The sequence below is a fragment of the Paenibacillus thiaminolyticus genome (assembly GCF_003591545.1).
GTDB classification, from domain to species: domain Bacteria; phylum Bacillota; class Bacilli; order Paenibacillales; family Paenibacillaceae; genus Paenibacillus_B; species Paenibacillus_B thiaminolyticus_A.
In genome coordinates this window covers 1-19540 of record NZ_QYZD01000013.1, presented here as the reverse complement: position 1 = coordinate 19540, position 19540 = coordinate 1, and the positions used below count along the sequence as shown (strand labels likewise).

Below are 19540 nucleotides of genomic sequence, written 5' to 3'. Positions count from 1 at the left end.
ATAGAATTGTCACGCCATCGGTTCTCATGCCATTCATGACATCCCGTAACTCGCCGTCCGCCTTACATGTGAATTTCATCACCTTATCGGCCAATCGAACCGAATTCGGCAAGCGGAATGCAAGGTGTACCACAATCGTTCATGATACAAGGAGTCCGGCTAAGGCTCCGATCGGCTTGTCCGTGTCGCTTCGTCCTCCTGTAAGACATTAATGCCCGTTGGCGCCGTCGTCCCCGTTCTCCCGCAAAATGCGTGTCCGCTGCTCCTGCTCCTGCACGTAGGATTCGATCATATCATGCTTCAGCTGCCATGCCTTCGTGCTGATGTCGACATGATAGCGTTCCGGATTCGTCTTGCGCAAGTATTCCGGCCAGAACAGCTGCAACTGCTCGCAATGATATTGTCGAATTTCGTCCAGCGGCGGGCGCTCATATACGAGCTTCCCATCCCGATAAATCGGATGAAGCAGCTTCTCGGCATCATAATGCTCGACATATTTATGCAGATACGGATGAATCGGATCGAACAGCTTAATTTTGGCGCGGCGCTCGATATCATCCTCTTCCGTGAGGCAGATGTAATCAGCGATTGCTTTTTTCTTTTTCTTATGGATGATGCGGTAGACGTCCTTCTTGCCCGGGGTCGTCACTTTTTCCGGATTGGCCGAGATTTTGATCGTCGGCTGCATCACCCCGTCGACCTCGCGGGATACCAGCTTGTACACTCCGCCGAGAGACGGCTGATCCGCGGCGGTAATCAGCTGCGTGCCGACGCCCCACATATCTATGCGTGCGCCCTGCAGCTTCAGATCCGAGATCGTGTACTCGTCCAAATCGTTGGAAGCGACGATCTGAACCTCGTTCAAGCCGGCCTCATCCAGCATCCGGCGGGCTTCGATGGACAAATACGCCAAATCGCCGCTGTCAAGGCGGATCGCCTGCAGCTTCTTGCCCCGGTTCGCCAGTTCCTTGCCGATCTCGATCGCGTTCGGAATGCCGCTGTGCAGCGTATCATAGGTGTCTACCAACAGCGTCACTTGATTCGGAAGCGCCTCGGCGAATGCCTGGAACGCCTCCTGCTCGTTCTCGAAGCTCTGCACCCAGGCATGCGCATGCGTTCCCTTCGTCGGAATCCCGAAGCGGCGTCCTGCCAGCATGTTGGAGGTCGCATGGAAGCCCGCCAAGTATGCGGCCCGCGCTCCCCAGAGGGCGGCATCCGCTTCCTGCGCCCGTCTCGTTCCGAATTCCATCAAAATGTCATTGCCTGCCACATACTTGATCCGGGACGCCTTCGTCGCGATTAATGTCTGGAAATTCATGAAATTAAGTAGTGCCGTCTCAATCAGCTGCGTCTCGAAGATGCGTCCTTCCACACGAATAAGCGGTTCATTCGCAAACACGAGCGTCCCTTCCCGCGCCGCATCGATGTGGCCGGTGAAGCGGAAGTTGCTCAGCTCCTGCAGAAACGCCTCCTCGTACTCTTCCTCCTGCTCGCGCAAATACGCGATATCCTCCTCCGTGAAGCGGAGCTGCTCCATATACTCGATAATCCGCTCCAGGCCGGCAAACACGGCGTACCCGTTATGGAAGGGCAGCTTGCGGAAAAACGCTTCGAACACCGTTTTCTGATTGTGCGTGCCATGCTTCCAATGCGCATACATCATATTGATCTGATATTTGTCGGTATGCAATGCCATTGATGCATTCATTTATTCATCCTTCTTTCTGACGTCCTTTGCCTTACCTCGGCCGATGCCGCTACTCCCTCAATACCCGCTGAGGACTTGAGCGCCCAGCGTATTGCGGACATGCTCCAGCGCCCAGCGATGCGCGTCGGCATTGAATGAAGCGACCGCATCCTCATGCACGACGATGCGATAACCGAGATTATACGCCTCAATCGCCGTATGCAGCACGCAAATATCCGTGCAAACCCCAACCAGGTGGACTTCCTTCACCCCGCGCGCCCGCAGCCGCATGTCGAGATCAGTGCCGCAAAAGGAGCTGTACCGGGTTTTGTCCATCCAGTAAATTGCGGAGGCATGGCGTTCATGCACCTCCCGCAGAGCGCCGTACAGCTCACGGCCCTCCGTCCCGCGGATATTATGCGGCGGGAACAGCGCGGTCTCCGGATGATACGGGTCCTGCTCGTCGTGAACGTCCACGGCCATGGCCACGAATTCGCCGCGGGCGGCGAATTGCTCGGTCAGCTCCGCAATCCGGCGTTCAATGTCAATAGCCGGCTGTCCGCACGGAAGCCGGCCGATGACAAAATCATGCGTGTAATCAATGACGACTAACGTTCTCATCGCGAATCGTCTCCTCTCCAGCCCAGTAAGGGTAATGATAAGCTTAACGTCATTATGACAAATTGATGTTAAATGTTCAACTCGTCAATTACCCTTTGGCCCGGAAGGAACCCGTTCCAATCGTTCCTAATCGGCCATCTTCGCCGGTTACGCTCCCATATACCATCATCATCCGGTTCGTGGAATGAACAACGTGAGCCCGGACTTCCAGCAGGCCTGCCCGCAGCGGATGAACGAAGCGAACGTTCAAATTGCTCGTGACGATCTGATCATCAGGCCGGTTCGCCGCGGCGGCAATGCCCATCGTATTATCCAAAAGAGAGGCCAGCACCCCGCCATTGACGATTCCTATCATGTTCAAATGGCGCTCCCCCGCCTGCAGCCGCACGATCGTCTCCCGTTCGCCGACGCTGACTAGCTGGCAGCCCAGATAGCCCCAGAATGTCGCCTTGGCCCGTTCCTCCAGCTTCTCCCAGCACCGCATCGCGTCCCCGCCCGTTCCGCCCATCGGCCTTGCTACTCTCACTTAAGAATCGTCCTGGCGTCCTGCGCCAGCCGTACCTGCAGCATCGGCAACGGCCCCGTCACATACAGTGTGCGGCCCCCTTATGCAGCAAGCGCCGCCCTCACGCGTGCGCCGAACGGGCCGGCGGCCGGCTCCCCCGTGAACCGGCCCGGGTGCCGAACGCCGCGCTACTCTCCCTGGCCGGATCCGGGCGGTTCCGTCTGCCCGGCCAGCCGCTGCCTCTCGTCTTCCGCCAGCCGGCGGCGCAGCACTTTGCCGACCATCGTCTTCGGCAGGTCCTCGCGGAACTCATACAGCCGTGGAACTTTGTAAGCGGCAAGCCGTTCCCGGCACCACGCTTCCAGCTCCTCTGCCGTCGTCCCGGCCCCTTCCGCCCGGACGATGAACGCCTTCACCGTCTCCCCGCGGTACGGATCGGGCACCCCGATGACGATAGCCTCCTTCACCGCGGAATGCTCGAACAGCACTTCCTCGACGTCACGCGGATATACTTTGAAGCCGCTGGCGTTAATCATATCCTTTTTCCGATCGACGATCATGAAGTAACCGTCTTCATCCATCTTCGCCATGTCCCCGGTCAAAAGCCATCCATCCTTCAAGACGGCTGCCGTATCCTCCGGCCGGTTCCAGTAGCCCTTCATCACCTGAGGCCCCTTCACCGCCAGCTCTCCAATCTCGCCGGGCGGAAGCGGCTCGAACGTCTCGGGGTGGACCACCTTCGCGTCCGTATCCGGGAACGGAATTCCGATCGTCCCGGTCTTGCGCAGCCCCCAGAACGGGTTCGCATGCGTCACCGGCGAAGCTTCCGTCAATCCGTAGCCTTCGATCAAGCGTCCGCCTGTCAAGGCCTCGAACCGCTCCTGCACCTCCAGCGGCAAAGCCGCCGATCCGCTTACGCACACCCGGACGGTGGACAGGTCGAAGCGCCGCACCTCTTTATGGTGGTTGATGGCAATATACATCGTGGGCGCGCCGGGAAAAACCGTTATCTTCTTCTTCTGTATCGTGGTCAACACCTGCAGCGTATCGAATCGGGGCAGCAGGACAAGCTCCCCGGCCAGATACATCGCCTGGTTGAGCAGCACGGTCAACCCGAACACATGGAAGCAAGGCAGCGCCGCCAGGAAGCTCTCCTCTCCCTTGCGCGCCTTGTAGCACCAATTCGCGGTCTGAATCGTGTTGGCGACGAGATTGTAATGCGTTAGCATGACGCCTTTGGCCGTACCTGTCGTGCCGCCTGTATATTGCAGCATTGCGATGTCATTCTCCGCATCGACGGGACAAAGTACCGGCTGGGGCGTATTGCTCTTCAGCCATGATTTGAAGCGGAACAGGCCGGGCTGGTTCGGGATATGAAGGGAATGACCATCCTTCTTCGCCTTAAGCGGATACAAGAGCCGCAGCGGGAACGGCAAGTATTCGCGCAGCGATCCGCATATCATGTACGCCAGCGGGGTGCTCCGCTGGACCTTCATGACACGCGGCAGCAGCATATCGAGGGTGACGATGACCTTCGCCCCGGCATCATTAAGCTGATGGACCAGTTCTCCCTCCATATAGAGCGGATTGGTCATGACGACCACGGCGCCGGCCAGCAGGGACCCGTAGTAGGCGATGACCATTTGCGGGCAGTTCGGCAGCATCAGCGCCACGCGATCCCCGGATTTGATGCCGAGGGCGTGCAGGCCGTTCGCGAAGCGGTAGGCTGCATCCAGCAGCTGCTGATACGTCAGGTTCGCCCCCATAAAATGGACGGCTGTCCGGTTCGGATACTGAACGGCCGCTTGAATCATGAATTGCGCCACATTGTGCTTCGGATAATCGGCAGTCGGTGCCACTTCTTCAGGATAATAGCGAAGCCAGGGGCGTTCGCCGTTCTCTATGACATGCATGACACCCTCTCCTTCTTCTTGCGGAAGTCATATCTTGCGCGACGCCCGGGCTAAATGACGGTGTATCGTTCGCTCCTGCCGGTGTATCCCTCCCTTTCTCTGCCATGAAAATCCCTTTTCCTCCCTTGCTCAAATGGATTAGGCCGTTCTACAACGAAGACGCGGGCACCTCGAACGACTCCCGCACGCGCTCCACAGGCGGGAAGCCGGTACCGCTATCACCTCCCGGCCTGCCCCAGGCCAACAAAGGCGACGCGAGCCCGGCTCACTTGGACGAAGAACGCATTCCAGGGCGGACAACAGTAGGAAGACCAACAACCATTTAACATTAATTAGCATATTGTCTCCTTATCCCGTGCCGATTGCCCCTGAAAATGAGCGCTGAATCCCGAATATCGCTTCGTGTACCTCCTGCTTGATGGATATGACTTTCGGGCTCAAAAAATGCAATGCCGCCCCTATGTTGACCACTGCTAAATGAAATAACTGACTTCCTTCGCCTGCCGAAAAACTGCAAATAACTTTCACGTCCGAGCCATATGATGGATAGCAACCTTCTACACTGTAGGAAAAAAGGAATCCAATGAAGTCTCCATGGAATGGAAGAAATGAAAGGAGTGAGTCCGCATGGGACGCATATATGCCGTTATCGCGGAAATGCGTGGCAATCACGTGAGACAGGTCACATGGGAAGCGCTTGGTGCTGTCGCGCAAATGGCGAAAGTTGAGGATCGCGTCATCGTGCTGGTAATAGGGCATGCCATCGGGGAGGCCGTTGACGCGCTGTCTCTCCCTGGCATCCACATGATCGTTGTGGCGGACAATGATCGATATCAATATTATGAGGCGGAAACGTATTTTGCCGCCGCCCGCACCTTCGTCGATCAGGAGAAGCCGGATATCGTCCTGCTCGGACATACGGCGATGGGTCGGGAAATGGCACCGATGCTGGCCTCCCATTTGCAGTCCAGTCAAATCTCCGACGTTACTTCTATCGAAGAGTATGAGGGCGGTTTTGGCTTCCAGAGGCCGATTTATGCCGGCAAGGCGTTCGAGACGAAAGGGTTCACCCAAGCCGCGAAGTGCTGGGTTCTCACCATTCGGCCGAACAACTTCCCGCTCGGCGGGCAATCGGGAGCGCTTCTTCCGGGGGCCATAACCGTGCCGGAACGCCGCTTCCTTCCTGAGCCTACGCCTACGCTGCGGTCCATCGTAAGGGGTGTCGTGACGAAAATGAGCGGCTCCATCGATCTTACGGAGGCGAAAATCATCGTCTCCGGCGGCCGCGGCGTCAAGAGCGCAGACGGCTTCAAACCGCTGCAGCAGCTCGCCCTCGTCCTGAACGGTGCGGTCGGTGCCACCCGCGGCGCCTGCGACGCTGGGTATTGCGATTATGCGCTGCAGATCGGACAGACCGGCAAAGTGGTCACGCCGGAGGTCTATTTTGCTTGCGGCATCAGCGGATCAATTCAGCATCTGGCCGGCATGAATCAATCGCGGGTCATCGTCGCGATCAATACCGATCCCGAGGCCCCGATTTTCGAGGTGGCGGATTACGGCATCGTCGGCGATCTGTTCGAGATCGTCCCGCTGCTTACCGCGGAATTCCGCAAGCTGCTCTCCTAAAGCCCTCCCTCGATCATAAACGAACAGGCTTCCTTTCCCATGAGAAAATCAGGGATGGAAGCCTGCTTCAGCTGTATCTATCGTATCGCTTCGTTCTCTGGTTACTCGCTGCACGAGTCGGGATCTTCCGGGGTCGCCGCCTCGACATCAATCTTCTCGGCCACCGTATCCCGAATAACGGACATGACGAGTTGCAGCAAGTAGTTCACATCGGTCTGGCTTTGCTGGAATTCCACAACGAGCGGGATATTGTCGAGCTCCTGCTGCAGCTCGTCGAGTTCCTTCTCGATCTTCTCCACCATCGCCTGATTCTGGAACGACTCGAAGGCAACAATTTCCTTTTGCTTCTTCTTCATGGCCGAGATAAGCTCCTGTACCCGCTCATGCTTCTGGACGAGCTTCTCCGCCTTCTGGAAGTGACTGACTTCCTCTGTCGTGCAAATCATCTCGGCGAGTTGCTTCGCCTTCCCCATAATATCGTCCCGCACAAGCAAATCGCGAGTATTGAAGGAAGGCATGCTGCTGCACGGCGAAGCTTTGGACGAAGAATCATGTGAATGTTGCGTCAATGCGAACCTCTCCCATCTGGATTATCGTATTGTTGCCAAAGAAGCTGCAGGGCTTCCGCGTCATGCCGCGTCAGGCCTGCGGGCCGGATCATGCCGAAAGCTCACGCCGGCTAGGAACTGATTTGCACCGGCTCCGTCACCATTTCACCCTTAATGTAGTAGGACAAGGCATCGTCGATGCGCACGTGAACGAAGCGCCCGATCAGCTCTTCCGAACCTGGAAAATGGACCAGCTTGTTCGTGCGCGTGCGGCCGGACAGAATGTTGGTGTTGTTTTTGCTCACGCCTTCCACCAACACCTCGACGGTCATGCCGATTAGCTTCTCGTTACTCTTGCGGCTCAAATCCGTCATCAGCTCATTCAAACGGTGGAGCCGCGCTTTCTTCACCTCGAATGGAACATTATCTTCCATCTGAGCCGCAGGAGTGCCCTCGCGCGGCGAGTAAATGAAGGTGAAGGCGGAATCGAACCCGACCTCCTTAACCAAGGTCATCGTCTCCTCGAACTGCTCGTCAGTCTCGCCCGGGAACCCGACGATAATGTCAGTTGTCAGCACGACATCTGGGATCGCTTGCTTTATCTTGCCGGTCAGCTCGAGGAAGCGGGCGCGATCATACTTCCGGCTCATCTTTTTCAATACCTCGCTGCTGCCCGATTGCACCGGCAGATGGATATGCTCCACCAGATTGCCGCGCTTTGCCAGCACTTCTACGAGCCGATCATCGAAATCGCGCGGATGAGAGGTCGTGAAGCGAATGCGAGGGATATCGATTTTATGGATATCATCCATCAGATCTCCGAACGTATATTTTTGGTCCGTGAAGTCTTTGCCGTAGGCGTTGACATTTTGCCCGAGCAGAGTAATCTCTTTGAAGCCTTGCCGCGCCAGCTCGCGCACTTCCGCGATGACATCCTCCGGAAGGCGGCTCCGCTCCTTGCCCCGCGTATAAGGCACGATACAGTAGGTGCAGAACTTGTCACAGCCATACATGATGTTCACCCAGGCTCGCATCCCCTCCCGCTTCTTCGGCAGGTTCTCAATGATGTCGCCTTCCTTCGACCATACTTCGATGACCATCTCTTTGTTAAATAAGGCATCGCGAACCAGATAAGGAAGACGGTGGATATTATGCGTGCCGAAGACAAGATCGACGAACGGATGCTTCTGCATAATCCGATTGACGACAGTTTCTTCTTGAGACATGCAGCCGCACACCCCAAGCAGCAGACCCGGCCGCTCGAGCTTCAGCGTCTTCAGATGGCCTAGCTCACCGAAGACCTTATCCTCAGCATTTTCCCTGATCGCACATGTATTTAACAAAATGATGTCCGCCATCTGGCGATCATCCGTCTTCCGGTACCCCATCTGTTCGAGCAGCCCGCTCATCGTCTCGGAGTCATGCTCGTTCATCTGGCATCCGAACGTATAGATCAGATAATGCTTGCCTGTACCCAACTGCTGCAGCTCTGCAGGAACCGCCTCTTCATAATGGACGATGATGTCCTGCTTCCCCCGCTGCTTTTCTGCTCGATGATTAGGCTCCGAAATAATGTTGATTTCGCGACCATTGATACGAATGCGCTTACTGTGTTCATCCTCCGAAATCACTTTTGCGTTCGAGAAATCAAAATATTTGGAGTAATCCTTCGACTTTTTGCTCATGATGTCGGTCACTCCTTCATATCGTAATGTCATAAGTTTAAGGTGAATGATTGATGCCTCTTCCAAAAAAAGCATTACAACAAATTATAGCATTATTCCGCGTGCGGAGCCAAGCTAAGAAAAACTTCTGCCGGCGTCCACGCATAAACGAATGACCTTACGCACAAGGGCCATCGGCATCCGAAAAAGAGACACAGCAAAAATGCAGCCGCCCTACCGAGCAGCTGCATTCGACGTTCCCGCTTCTATTAATCAACGATTTCAGCCGTGTCTCCGTTCTTCACGCCGGCTGCATTCGCTTCATCCGTATCAATATGCATGTCCAATGCGAAATTGTCATGGACGCGCGCAATCACATTTTCAAAGATAACACCACGATCTCCGCCTACGCGAACCCGAAGCTTTGCTTTGTCTTGAATGCCCCACTTCTCGGCATCTGAAGTATGGAAATGGATGTGGCGAGCCGCCACAATAACCCCTTGCTGCAATTCCACTTCGCCTGCAGGCCCTTTAATTTGAATGCCTGGTGTGCCTTCGATATTGCCCGATTCCCGAACTGGCGGGTTGACTCCAAGCGTAAATGCGTCCGTGCGCGACACTTCCAATTGAGAAGCCGGGCGCGCAGGGCCCAAAATGCGGACTTTCTTGAATGAACCTTTCGGACCGATAACCTCCACGGTCTCATTGGCCGCGAATTGCCCCGGCTGGGACAGCGGCTTGAACTCAGTCAGTTGATAGCCCTCTCCGAACAAAGTCTCAATATCTTGCTGTGTTAAATGAATATGGCGTCCTGACACGCCGACCGGTACAGTTTTCATTTCTCATCCACCTCACGTTGTTGTGATCTCTCTGCCTTGTACCACTCCATATTATACTCCCGCCCGCACAAAAAGTCGACATTTCCGCCTGACCGTCTTTCCCCCTTCTTGAAACACCAGCAGCCCAAGTCACACCTACCGAGAAGCTTCCGGCGAACATACCTAATTCCCTATGCCTGCCCGATGCATAGACACTCCCCTATTGCGCCAAAAATCCATACATTTGCCTTTTGACCAATCTCCCAACGCATCAAGTGTTATACCGTGCCTTTTGCTCAATATCCCATCTCGTCAGGTTTACTACCCTGCATTTTGCTCATTATCCCATCCCTTCAGTTGTACACCCCGCCTTTTGCTCATTATCCCATCTTATCAGGGAGTTCCTGCTTCATGGGGATAATGGGCAAAAGAGTACAGACGGAGGATTTTGCAACACCTTCACATCCGTGATCCGGGGCATTAGGTGCGTTGACACTTTTATGGTGATTCCCTGCGTCTTAGGGATAACGAGCATATGTGAGCAGACAGAGGAATTGCAGTTTTCCTTCATCACCACGATACTGAACGTTTAGTGCCCGACACTTTAAATAGCAACTCCATGTGTCATGGGGATATCGAGCATAAGAGGGATGACGGAGGTCTATTTGTATTTGCATGGGGCAAAGAGGGGGAATAAAAATAAGGCACGCGCCTCACGACGCATGCCTTAGTGGCGATGGTTTATTTGAATTCCGATACCAATTGGTCAAATTGTTCCGGCGTTATCTGCAAATCTTGGTGGGCGAGCGGCTCTTCCCGGAAGCCCGTGACGAGATTCTCGTAGGAGCGGCGGGAAGTATCCTGATAGATCAGTCCGGTTATCATGCCGCCGGTCTCCATTAGCTTCGTCATCGCCATCACGCGGTTCGACGGGTCATAGTTCTCGATGGTGTCGAGATTGATGATATGCTCCTTGAACCAGTCGTACGTGTTAATCTTGTTGAACGTCACGCACGGGCTGAATACGTTGATGAGCGAGAAGCCTTCATGCTGTATGCCGGCTTCGATTAGCGCGGTAAGCTGCTTCAGATCGCTTGAGAACGACTGCGCAACGAATGTTGCTCCTGACGCGAGTGCAATCTCCAGCGGCGACAAGGTCGATTCGATTGCCCCCTCCGGCGTGCTCTTCGTCTTGAATCCGACGGCGCTGCGCGGAGAGGTCTGTCCCTTCGTCAAGCCGTAAATCTGGTTGTCCATCACGATGTACGTAATATTGACGTTCCGGCGAATAGCGTGGACCGTATGCCCCATCCCGATCGCGAAGCCGTCGCCGTCTCCCCCGGAGGCGATAACGGTCAGATCCCGGTTCGCCAGCTTCAGCCCCTGCGCAATCGGCAGCGCGCGTCCATGAATGCCGTGGAAGCCGTATGCGTTAATGTAACCGGAGATTCTGCCCGAGCATCCAATTCCGGATACGACCGCCAGCTGCTCCGGCTCGAGTCCGACATTGGCTGCCGCGCGCTGAATGGCTGCCTGTATGGAGAAATCACCGCAGCCCGGGCACCAATTCGGCTTCACATTGTTGCGGAATTCTTTAAACGTAGCCATTCTTAGACCAGCTCCTTGCTATGATTATACAGTTCGGACGGCAGGAACGGAGTGCCGTCGTATTTGTTGACACGACGCAGCTTCTCTGGGCAGCCGACATGCAACTGAATCTGATCCGCTAATTGTCCGGTAGCATTGTTCTCGATGACAACCACTTGACGGGCCCGTTCTGCATGCGGCTTGAACAGCTCCGCCGGGAACGGGTGGATCTGCCGTACGGTGACATGGTTCGTCTTAATTCCTTCTGCTTCCAGTCTGCGGCGTGCTTCGTCTATCGTTCCGCCGATGGAACCCATGCCTACGAACAGCAGCTCCGGCTCTTCATGCGGTGTATCGGCATGAATCGCGTTCGTAATCTGCAGGCCCTCGATCTTCCGCAGCCGCTTATCCATCATCATCTTCCGGTTGACTGCACTCTCGGATGGGCGCCCGACCTCATTGTGCTCTACGCCGGTCACATGATGCAGGCCGCCCTTCTCCCCAGGGATGACGCGCGGGGAGATGCCGTCCTCCGTCCATTCATAACGCTTGAATTGGCCATGAGGCTCTAGCGGCGGCAGATCAGATGTCAACTTGCCGCGATCGATGACGATGCGGTCGTAATCTAGCAGCTCGCACGACTGCTTGCCCAGCGATAGCTGCAGATCGGTCATGACGATGACCGGACATTGGTATTTTTCAGCGAGGTTAAATGCCTCGATTGTATCGTAAAAGCACTCTTCGATGGAGCTCGGTGCCAGGACGATTTTCGGAATCTCGCCATGGGTGCCGTATATCATCGCATTCAGGTCACTCTGCTCCTGCTTCGTCGGCAGGCCGGTGCTCGGACCCCCGCGTTGTGTATTGACGATGACGACCGGCGTCTCCGTCATTCCCGCCAGCCCGATCGCTTCCGCCTTCAGCGACAACCCCGGACCCGCGGACGCGGTCATTGCCCGGACTCCGCCGTAGTTGGCCCCGATGGCCATCGTGACCGCGGCAATCTCATCCTCGGTCTGAATGACCGTTCCGCCGAACTTCGGCAGCCGCTTGATTAAGTATTCCATAATCTCCGATGCCGGCGTAATCGGGTAGGCTGCCATCAAGCGGCATCCTGCCGCGATCGCGCCCAATCCAATCGCATCGTTGCCGATCATGAAGATCTTCTGCTTCCCGTCCGCCGGTTCAAGCTGGAACTCGGTCAGCGGGCCGCCAGCCTGCTCCAGGATGAATTCCGCCCCGCGGCGCGATGCCTCGACGTTCTTCTCTACGACTGCCGGCCCTTTCCGCCCGAATTCCTCTTCCAGTGCCTTATTGAACACATCCAGCGGCAATCCGAGCAAAGCCCATGATGCGCCGGAAGCGACCATATTTTTCATCAGTGATGCGCCAAGTTCGTCCGCGATGGCGGTGAATGGAACAGCAAATAGCCGTGCATCGATTCCTTCCGGCACGACTGGCGCGAATTTCGCATCGGCTACGATAACGCCTCCCGGCCGCAATTCTTGCGCGTTCAGATCGATTGTCTCTTGATCAAAGGCGACAAGTATGTCCAGGTCGTCCGATATTGCACGGATTGGCGCTGTGCTGATGCGTATTTTGTTATTCGTATGTCCACCCTTGATTCGGGAAGAAAAGTGACGATAACCGTATAGATAATAGCCGAGACGATTCAATGCCGTTGAGAAAATACGATCCGTACTTTCTACACCCTCTCCTTGTTGACCCCCGATTTTCCAAGATAATTGACTAATCAAGCTCGCCCACTCCTTTTGCAAAGTGACTCGCATCCATATTCACTGCCGCGATATAAATAGTTTCAAAAAAATGTAACAAGTAAAATATTAGAAAATGGTTGAGTCACTCTCATTCTATGTCCGGGTACTTCAAAAAGCAAGCGTTTTCTGCCTCCCCCATGATAGCGAGATTCGATGGATATGATACCCGGCCGAGATGAATATCCATGTTATAGTTCGCGCTCGGGAAGATGGGTCGCAAGAAATGATAATGCATTGGCAGAAGAAATCCGCTCTACGAAATCCGGACTGTATCTTTTATGCAGTTCATTTAATAAGTTCGTATACTGTCCCGCATGCTCCAGCCGCTCCACCTTCTTGTCGATGCCGTCGAAGTCCGATCCGAACATCAGATGCCGCTCGCCGCCCAATGCGGCGATATGCTCAATATGGCGAAGCAAATGATCAATGGAAGCCTTGTCCCCTTCATGGATGAAATGCGGCACGAACGTAACGCCGATTCTTCCGTCGCGCGCGATAATGGCCAGGATCTGCTGGTCCGTCAGATTGCGCGGATGATCGAGCACGGCCGCCGCATTGGAGTGAGAGGCGAAAATCGGCCGCTCCGTCAGCTCGAGCAGCTCCCAAAATGCCGTCCGGTTCAAATGCGACACGTCGATGATGAGCCCCAGCCGATCACATTCCTGGATTAGGCAGCGGCCCAGCGCAGTAAAGCCGGCTTGCCGCTCCTCCAACGTTCCGTCCACCGCCCAATTCGCATGGTTCCAGGTCAGTCCGATGAAGCGGACTCCCAGCTCGTAAGCCGTGCGGAGATTCACCAAATCTCCTTCCAGCGCGTCTACGCCTTCCAGCGACAGCAGCGATCCGATCTGATCCGGCTGCTGCTGCCAGCGCTCCAGATCGTCCCGCCAGCGAATAAGACGCATGCCGGGAAGCGTGTTGATGCGCTCCCGCAGCAGATCGATGCTTCGCAGCACCTGCGCAAACTTTGGCGGTCCGGCCAGTGCGGAGTCCTCCAGGAACACCGCGAACACTTGCATGCCGACTCCCCCTTGCTTCAGGCGCGGGAGCGTGACGTCAAAGTCCGCTTCTTTCTCGAAGCGGCCTGTGCCATGGTACAGCATCTTGTACAGCACATCGCAATGAAAATCGATAATACGAGCGTTCATTTGGCTTCATCCTTTCCGCGTAGCGTGTCCCATCATGGAAAGCAAAAAACCTGCTTACGTCGTAAACAGGCAGAGTAAGGTTCCCCGGTCATTTCCATGTATGCGTTTTTTATCTAGGCTCGACAATCAATTTAATTGCCGTACGGTCTTCGCCGTCAATGACAATATCGGTGAATGCAGGAATGCAAATCAGATCAACCCCGCTTGGTGCGACAAATCCTCGTGCAATCGCAACTGCTTTAATCGCCTGATTCAATGCGCCCGCTCCGATCGCTTGCAGTTCAGCCGCTCCACGTTCACGTAGCACCCCGGCCAATGCGCCCGCGACAGAATTCGGGTTGGATTTAGCTGACACCTTTAATACTTCCATGGAAAGTACCTCCTCGGGAATGATGGTTGACTCCACTATTACAATCTATTCACAAGCGAGCCAAAAATTCCTGTCATCTTCCATCCTGTGCAGAGGAGGTGCGGCGGGCCGGCTAATCCGTCCCTATTCATGCAGTAGCTGTGCAACAACCGGGCTGAACCGTTCCTGTTTACGCCAAAGCCGTGGGACGGCCGGACTAGCCCATTCCTATCCATGCCAAAAGCCGTTCAGCCGCCGGAATAATCCGTGCCTATTCATGCAGTAGCTGTGCGGCGGGGAATCCATCTCGTGACGGTTAGCCTGTGTGTACGATGGCCTGGCCGATGCCGCGTTCCACCCGCTCCCTAGCTCATCATCCACTCGCCTTCGCGAATGCGGATTTTATCCAGCTTGGTCGCTTTGCCGGTCGCTTCGTCTATCTCAACGACCAACGCGTGGAACTGCCATTTGCCTTCATCGACGACGAACCTTACCGGAAGCTGCGTTCTGAACTTGCGCAGCACCGCTTCCCGCTCCATGCCAAGCACGCCTTCCCGGGAGCCGACCATGCCGACATCGGTCAAATAGGCCGTGCCGTTAGGGAGTATCGTGTCATCATTCGTCTGGACATGCGTATGCGTGCCTACGACCAGCGAAGCGCGGCCATCGAGATGCCAGCCCATCGCAATTTTCTCCGATGTCGCTTCGGCATGGAAATCGACAAGTATGGCGCGCGGCTTTTTGCCGAGCCCACGCAAAATGTCGTCTGCCTTTTGGAAGGGGCAATCAATGGCCGGGAGGAACGTCCGCCCCTGCAAATTGACAATAAAAAGCTCCTTGCCGTTGGCTTTGATGATGGTATGCCCCCTGCCCGGCGTTCCTTCCGGAAAGTTAGCGGGACGCACCATCCGCGTCTCCTCGTCAATCCACTCGAAAATATCTTTGTTGTCCCACGTATGGTTCCCCATCGTAAAGCCGTGAACGCCCAGGTCGAGGAATTCCTTCACGATCGCGGCCGTAACGCCCCGCCCGCCGGCGGCGTTCTCCGCATTGGCGATAATGATATGCGGGTTATGCTTCTGCTTCAACTCCGGCAGCAGCTGCTTCACGGCCTTGCGCCCCGTATTGCCCACAATATCGCCGATAAACAAAACTTTCATGATTGGGTCCTCCTTAAATCAGGAGAAGTGGCCCAGGAGGCCACTTCTCGCACTTACGCTATATCTTTTGCTTATTTCGCATATTCTACCGCACGGGTCTCGCGGATTACCGTTACCTTGATATGACCCGGATAGTCCAGCTCGCTCTCGATTTTCTTAGTAATCTCCCGAGCGAGTCGGTACGCTTCCGCATCGTCAATCTTGTCCGGCTGGACCATGACGCGAACTTCGCGTCCAGCCTGGATGGCGTACGATTTCTCCACCCCTTCGAACGACTCGGAAATGTCTTCCAGCTTCTCCAGCCGCTTGATATAGGTTTCGAGCGTCTCACGACGCGCTCCCGGTCTGGCTGCAGACAGCGCATCCGCCGCTGCCACCAGCATTGCGATAACCGATGTCGCTTCGCAATCCCCGTGATGGGATGCGATGCTGTTAATGACTACAGGGTGTTCTTTATACTTTTTCGCCAACTCTACGCCAATCTCGACGTGGGATCCTTCCACCTCGTGATCCAGCGCTTTTCCGATATCATGCAACAGCCCGGCACGACGTGCCAACGTTACATCTTCGCCCAGCTCTCCCGCCATCAAGCCGGTGAGATATGCCACTTCCATGGAATGCTTGAGCACATTCTGACCGTAGCTCGTACGGAACTTCAGACGTCCCAGAATCTTGATCAAATCCGGATGCAAGCCATGCACTCCGACCTCAAATGTCGCTTGCTCTCCGTATTCGCGGATCCGCTCGTCGACTTCCTTGCGGGACTTCTCCACCATTTCCTCGATTCGAGCCGGGTGGATACGCCCATCGGCGACCAGCTTCTCCAACGCCGTCCGCGCGATCTCCCGCCGTATCGGATCAAATCCGGATAGAATCACCGCTTCCGGTGTATCGTCGATAATTAGATCGATTCCTGTCAGTGTCTCAAGCGCACGGATATTCCGGCCTTCGCGGCCGATAATCCGGCCCTTCATCTCTTCGTTCGGCAATGCCACGACAGAGACCGTCGTCTCTGCTACGTGATCGGCGGCGCAGCGCTGGATAGCAAGCGTAATAATCTCGCGTGAGCGCTTGTCCGCTTCCTCGCGTGCCTGCTGCTCGATATCCTTGATCATCTGCGCAGTCTCGTGCCGCACCTCCTGCTCCACATTGGAGAGGATGATGCTCCGCGCATCTTCCATCGTCAGATTCGAGATCCGTTCCAACTCCGCAACTTGCTGCTGCAGCGTCCGTTCAACCTGCTGCTGGGTCTCTTCGATGCGCTTTTCTTTAGAAGCGACTTGTTCTTCTTTGCGCTCCAGCGACTCCAGCTTTTTATCCAATGACTCTTCTTTTTGTACAACGCGTCTTTCCAGACGTTGAACTTCATTTCGGCGCTCGCGAATGTCTTTCTCCGCTTCGGTGCGCAGTTTATGGATGTCGTCCTTTGCTTCGAGCACCGTTTCCTTCTTCAGTGCCTCCGCTTCCTTGCGCGCGCTGTCCATAATCTGCTCTGCGGCATGCTCGGCACTCGTTATCTTCGCTTCAGCAAGCGATTTGCGAATCAGGTACCCGATTCCAAACCCCAAGATCAATGCGGCCACAACGAGAGCGAGCGCGAGCCAAATGTTCATCTCCATTGCCTCACCTCCCCGTTGGTTGCTCCAAGCACTGCTTGGGACAGGTTTCATTTGTTCAGTTGTTCACGTGTTTCATTACAAAATTCAAGTTCAGATTATGGATCGACGCATGAGCGCCGGCGAAGTGCACGCGCGATGGCGTGCGCCGCCCGAAAGCGGCCAATCGGAAATCATGATATTGGCGAAATGAATCATGTAGAAATCAATTTCTGGAAGTGGAAACTGATTTCGCGATAATAAAGATACATGTTCATTTTATTATTCATGAAAAGATATTGTCAAGCAAATGACGGCGAAGTGCGATATCTTTGACTGGTGGCTCGGCCTAGAAGTCTTCCTCCGCATCGGCTTCCTGCGCCGCCTCCTCGGCAGCGCGGCGGGCCAGGTCCATCGGATAGCCGCGCCGGAGCAAGAAGGCAATCACTTTTTGCTTCCGCATATGCGGCTCGCCCTGCGTCTGACGCCATTTCTTGGCTGCGGCGCGCTGCGCCCCGTCCCGCTCCTCCTCCGGGTCGATGGAAGTTAGGGCGGCAGCAATATGATGATCCTGCACGCCCTTCTGCTTCAGCTCCTGCTCAATGAAGCGGCGTCCCTTCGCATGCATCGCCGTCCGCTCATATGCCCACTGCTCGGCGTACGCCCGATCGTCCACCAGGCGCTCGTCTTCAAGACGCGAGACGGCCTCCCTCACAATTCCTTCTTCATAGCCTTTCTGACTCAGATGGCGGATCATCTCCATCCTCGTTCTCGGCTTGCGCTGCAGATGGCGCAGCGCCTGCACGTAGGCCTTGTTCCCCTCATCGGCCCGCAATATATCGTCAATCGCATCGATAGCGATGTCCGCTCCTTTCAGAAGGCGGTACTTGATCATGACATCCTCATGCACGTTGAGCGACTCGCCGCTGTCGAAATGCAACACATAGCGTCCCCGCTGGGTTCGATCCTGCTCCACCCGCATGATCGTAACGATGCGTTCCTCCTTGCTCATCCGTCTGCTCCTCCTGTTTGCGCGCCATCGTCTGACGAAGCCATTCGTCGTTGCCTTCGCCGCATCCGCGCATGATTTTGCGTTCCCCCGCAGCCTATGTCCATAGACACGACAAAACAAGCGCCCCCACAGGAAGGCGCTTGTTCCAGAAACAGACTTACGATTCCAGCTTCAGCTCAAGAGCGTCCTCAGCCTCTTCAGCATCATGCTCGGAATGGTTCCGGACCACCGTCGACAAATTGCTCGCTTCACGAACCTTGTTCTCGATCGTCAGAGCCAGCTCCCCATTCTCCTTCAGGAATTGCTTCGCATTCTCACGGCCTTGCCCCAGACGCTCGCCTTCGTACGAATACCAGGCTCCGCTCTTCTGGATAATGTCCATCTCCGTGCCGATATCTACGATGCTTCCTTCGCGGGAAATCCCTTCACCGTACATAATATCGATGTCTGCCTGCTTGAATGGAGGCGCGACCTTGTTCTTCACGACCTTGATGCGTGTCCGGTTCCCGATCATGTCGTTGCCCTGCTTGATCGTCTCGACCCGCCGGACATCCAGCCGGATCGTCGAGTAGAACTTCAATGCGCGGCCGCCTGGCGTCGTCTCCGGGTTGCCAAACATGACGCCGACCTTCTCGCGTAACTGGTTAATGAAGATCGCGATCGTCTTGGACTTACTGATCGCCCCGGACAATTTGCGAAGCGCCTGAGACATGAGGCGGGCTTGCAGACCGACGTGGGAATCTCCCATCTCGCCTTCAATCTCCGCCTTCGGCACGAGAGCCGCGACGGAGTCGATGACGATAATGTCTACCGCGCCGCTGCGCACGAGCGCCTCGGCAATCTCAAGCGCCTGCTCCCCTGTATCCGGCTGGGACAGAAGCAGTTCGTCGATGTTGACGCCAAGCTTGCTCGCGTATGCAGGATCGAGCGCGTGCTCCGCGTCGATGAATGCAGCTTGTCCGCCAGCTTTCTGCGCTTCAGCAATCGCATGAAGCGCAACCGTCGTCTTACCGGAAGATTCCGGTCCATATACTTCAATAATCCGTCCTCTTGGCAATCCGCCGATTCCAAGAGCTATATCAAGTGCCAACGATCCGCTCGGCACAATCTCAACCTGCATATGGTTGGACTCGCCAAGTTTCATGATCGAACCTTTACCGAATTGTTTCTCGATTTGGCGCAATGCCATTTCTAGTGCAGCGCGGCGATCTGACACATACTCACTTCCTTTGTTCCATTTGATACCTCTATCATACCGTCTTTCGATCCGTTTGCCAAGCTTTTTTTCGAACATACATTCGTTTTTTTCGCGGCAGTATTTATCTTAAAATTCCATAAAAGGAACGATATTCAGCATCCTCCTCCCTTCTATACGCAAAAAAACCGCAGCAAAAGCGACTCACGCTTGCCACGGTTCTTCCGTCAATTCAATTGTAGCAGCTTCCGCCAAAGCAGTCAAGCTTATCCATACTGCCTGTTGTTCTTCTGTGATAATGTCACCCTATAACTGTTCTGAGATAATGTCACTA

General features: G+C 55.2%; 16 protein-coding genes. 1 reads left to right on the top strand and 15 read right to left on the bottom strand.

The window, feature by feature from the left end; translation table 11 throughout:
• Positions 1-208 precede the first annotated feature (208 nt).
• From DQX05_RS15180 to DQX05_RS15165, 4 genes are all read right to left on the bottom strand, one after another.
• Positions 209-1708, bottom strand: coding sequence for a nicotinate phosphoribosyltransferase (locus tag DQX05_RS15180; protein WP_119794415.1), 1500 nt, complete (start codon positions 1706-1708; stop codon positions 209-211).
• 57 nt (positions 1709-1765) lie between these two features.
• Positions 1766-2308, bottom strand: coding sequence for a cysteine hydrolase family protein (locus DQX05_RS15175; protein ID WP_119794414.1), 543 nt, complete (start codon positions 2306-2308; stop codon positions 1766-1768).
• A gap of 88 nt (positions 2309-2396) precedes the next feature.
• Positions 2397-2834, bottom strand: coding sequence for a PaaI family thioesterase (locus DQX05_RS15170; protein WP_310735671.1), 438 nt, complete (start codon positions 2832-2834; stop codon positions 2397-2399).
• A gap of 167 nt (positions 2835-3001) precedes the next feature.
• A complete protein-coding gene (locus DQX05_RS15165; RefSeq protein WP_119794412.1) occupies positions 3002-4726 on the bottom strand; it encodes a long-chain-fatty-acid--CoA ligase in 1725 nt (574 codons plus the stop codon).
• A gap of 627 nt (positions 4727-5353) precedes the next feature.
• Here DQX05_RS15165 and DQX05_RS15160 point away from each other — a divergent pair.
• The gene (locus DQX05_RS15160; protein ID WP_119794411.1) at positions 5354-6352 is read left to right on the top strand and encodes an electron transfer flavoprotein subunit alpha/FixB family protein; all 999 of its coding nucleotides are present in this window, start codon (positions 5354-5356) and stop codon (positions 6350-6352) included.
• A 101-nt stretch (positions 6353-6453) separates the two neighbouring features.
• On the opposite strand, the gene DQX05_RS15155 is transcribed toward DQX05_RS15160, so the two are convergent.
• The 11 genes from DQX05_RS15155 to recA form a co-directional block, all read right to left on the bottom strand.
• Positions 6454-6870, bottom strand: coding sequence for a YlbF/YmcA family competence regulator (locus DQX05_RS15155; RefSeq protein ID WP_119794522.1), 417 nt, complete (start codon positions 6868-6870; stop codon positions 6454-6456).
• Between the two features lie 161 nt (positions 6871-7031).
• On the bottom strand, positions 7032-8585 hold the full coding sequence (gene miaB, locus DQX05_RS15150; protein WP_119794410.1) for a tRNA (N6-isopentenyl adenosine(37)-C2)-methylthiotransferase MiaB: 1554 nt from the start codon (positions 8583-8585) through the stop codon (positions 7032-7034).
• Positions 8586-8833: 248 nt separating this feature from the next.
• A complete protein-coding gene (locus tag DQX05_RS15145) occupies positions 8834-9403 on the bottom strand; it encodes a phosphate propanoyltransferase (protein ID WP_119794409.1) in 570 nt (189 codons plus the stop codon).
• A gap of 720 nt (positions 9404-10123) precedes the next feature.
• The gene (locus tag DQX05_RS15140; protein WP_119794408.1) at positions 10124-10990 is read right to left on the bottom strand and encodes a 2-oxoacid:ferredoxin oxidoreductase subunit beta; all 867 of its coding nucleotides are present in this window, start codon (positions 10988-10990) and stop codon (positions 10124-10126) included.
• Between the two features lie 2 nt (positions 10991-10992).
• The gene (locus DQX05_RS15135) at positions 10993-12726 is read right to left on the bottom strand and encodes a 2-oxoacid:acceptor oxidoreductase subunit alpha (RefSeq protein WP_119794407.1); all 1734 of its coding nucleotides are present in this window, start codon (positions 12724-12726) and stop codon (positions 10993-10995) included.
• A 209-nt stretch (positions 12727-12935) separates the two neighbouring features.
• Complete coding sequence (locus tag DQX05_RS15130; RefSeq protein WP_119794406.1) at positions 12936-13895, bottom strand: dipeptidase; 960 nt, start codon at positions 13893-13895, stop codon at positions 12936-12938.
• Between the two features lie 109 nt (positions 13896-14004).
• Entirely contained in the window at positions 14005-14265 is a 261-nt protein-coding gene (locus DQX05_RS15125) for a stage V sporulation protein S (protein WP_006286829.1), read from the bottom strand.
• A gap of 344 nt (positions 14266-14609) precedes the next feature.
• The gene (locus DQX05_RS15120) at positions 14610-15404 is read right to left on the bottom strand and encodes a TIGR00282 family metallophosphoesterase (RefSeq protein ID WP_119794405.1); all 795 of its coding nucleotides are present in this window, start codon (positions 15402-15404) and stop codon (positions 14610-14612) included.
• Between the two features lie 71 nt (positions 15405-15475).
• Complete coding sequence (rny, locus tag DQX05_RS15115; protein WP_119794404.1) at positions 15476-17023, bottom strand: ribonuclease Y; 1548 nt, start codon at positions 17021-17023, stop codon at positions 15476-15478.
• Between the two features lie 325 nt (positions 17024-17348).
• Positions 17349-18011: a regulatory protein RecX gene (locus DQX05_RS15110; RefSeq protein WP_119794403.1), complete on the bottom strand. Its 663-nt coding sequence runs from the start codon at positions 18009-18011 to the stop codon at positions 17349-17351.
• 157 nt (positions 18012-18168) lie between these two features.
• Positions 18169-19227, bottom strand: coding sequence for a recombinase RecA (gene recA, locus DQX05_RS15105; RefSeq protein ID WP_119794402.1), 1059 nt, complete (start codon positions 19225-19227; stop codon positions 18169-18171).
• Positions 19228-19540 lie beyond the last annotated feature (313 nt).

What these genes read in the sequence shown, in the direction of transcription:
- DQX05_RS15180 (WP_119794415.1), bottom strand. Translation starts at nt 1,708, where the DNA reads ATGAATGCATCAATGGCATTGCATACCGACAAATATCAGATCAATATG.
- rny (WP_119794404.1), bottom strand. Translation starts at nt 17,023, where the DNA reads ATGGAGATGAACATTTGGCTCGCGCTCGCTCTCGTTGTGGCCGCATTG.
- DQX05_RS15165 (WP_119794412.1), bottom strand. Translation starts at nt 4,726, where the DNA reads ATGCATGTCATAGAGAACGGCGAACGCCCCTGGCTTCGCTATTATCCT.
- DQX05_RS15175 (WP_119794414.1), bottom strand. Translation starts at nt 2,308, where the DNA reads ATGAGAACGTTAGTCGTCATTGATTACACGCATGATTTTGTCATCGGC.
- DQX05_RS15125 (WP_006286829.1), bottom strand. Translation starts at nt 14,265, where the DNA reads ATGGAAGTATTAAAGGTGTCAGCTAAATCCAACCCGAATTCTGTCGCG.
- DQX05_RS15120 (WP_119794405.1), bottom strand. Translation starts at nt 15,404, where the DNA reads ATGAAAGTTTTGTTTATCGGCGATATTGTGGGCAATACGGGGCGCAAG.
- DQX05_RS15145 (WP_119794409.1), bottom strand. Translation starts at nt 9,403, where the DNA reads ATGAAAACTGTACCGGTCGGCGTGTCAGGACGCCATATTCATTTAACA.
- DQX05_RS15130 (WP_119794406.1), bottom strand. Translation starts at nt 13,895, where the DNA reads ATGAACGCTCGTATTATCGATTTTCATTGCGATGTGCTGTACAAGATG.
- DQX05_RS15155 (WP_119794522.1), bottom strand. Translation starts at nt 6,870, where the DNA reads ATGCCTTCCTTCAATACTCGCGATTTGCTTGTGCGGGACGATATTATG.
- DQX05_RS15110 (WP_119794403.1), bottom strand. Translation starts at nt 18,011, where the DNA reads ATGAGCAAGGAGGAACGCATCGTTACGATCATGCGGGTGGAGCAGGAT.
- miaB (WP_119794410.1), bottom strand. Translation starts at nt 8,585, where the DNA reads ATGAGCAAAAAGTCGAAGGATTACTCCAAATATTTTGATTTCTCGAAC.
- DQX05_RS15160 (WP_119794411.1), top strand. Translation starts at nt 5,354, where the DNA reads ATGGGACGCATATATGCCGTTATCGCGGAAATGCGTGGCAATCACGTG.
- DQX05_RS15140 (WP_119794408.1), bottom strand. Translation starts at nt 10,990, where the DNA reads ATGGCTACGTTTAAAGAATTCCGCAACAATGTGAAGCCGAATTGGTGC.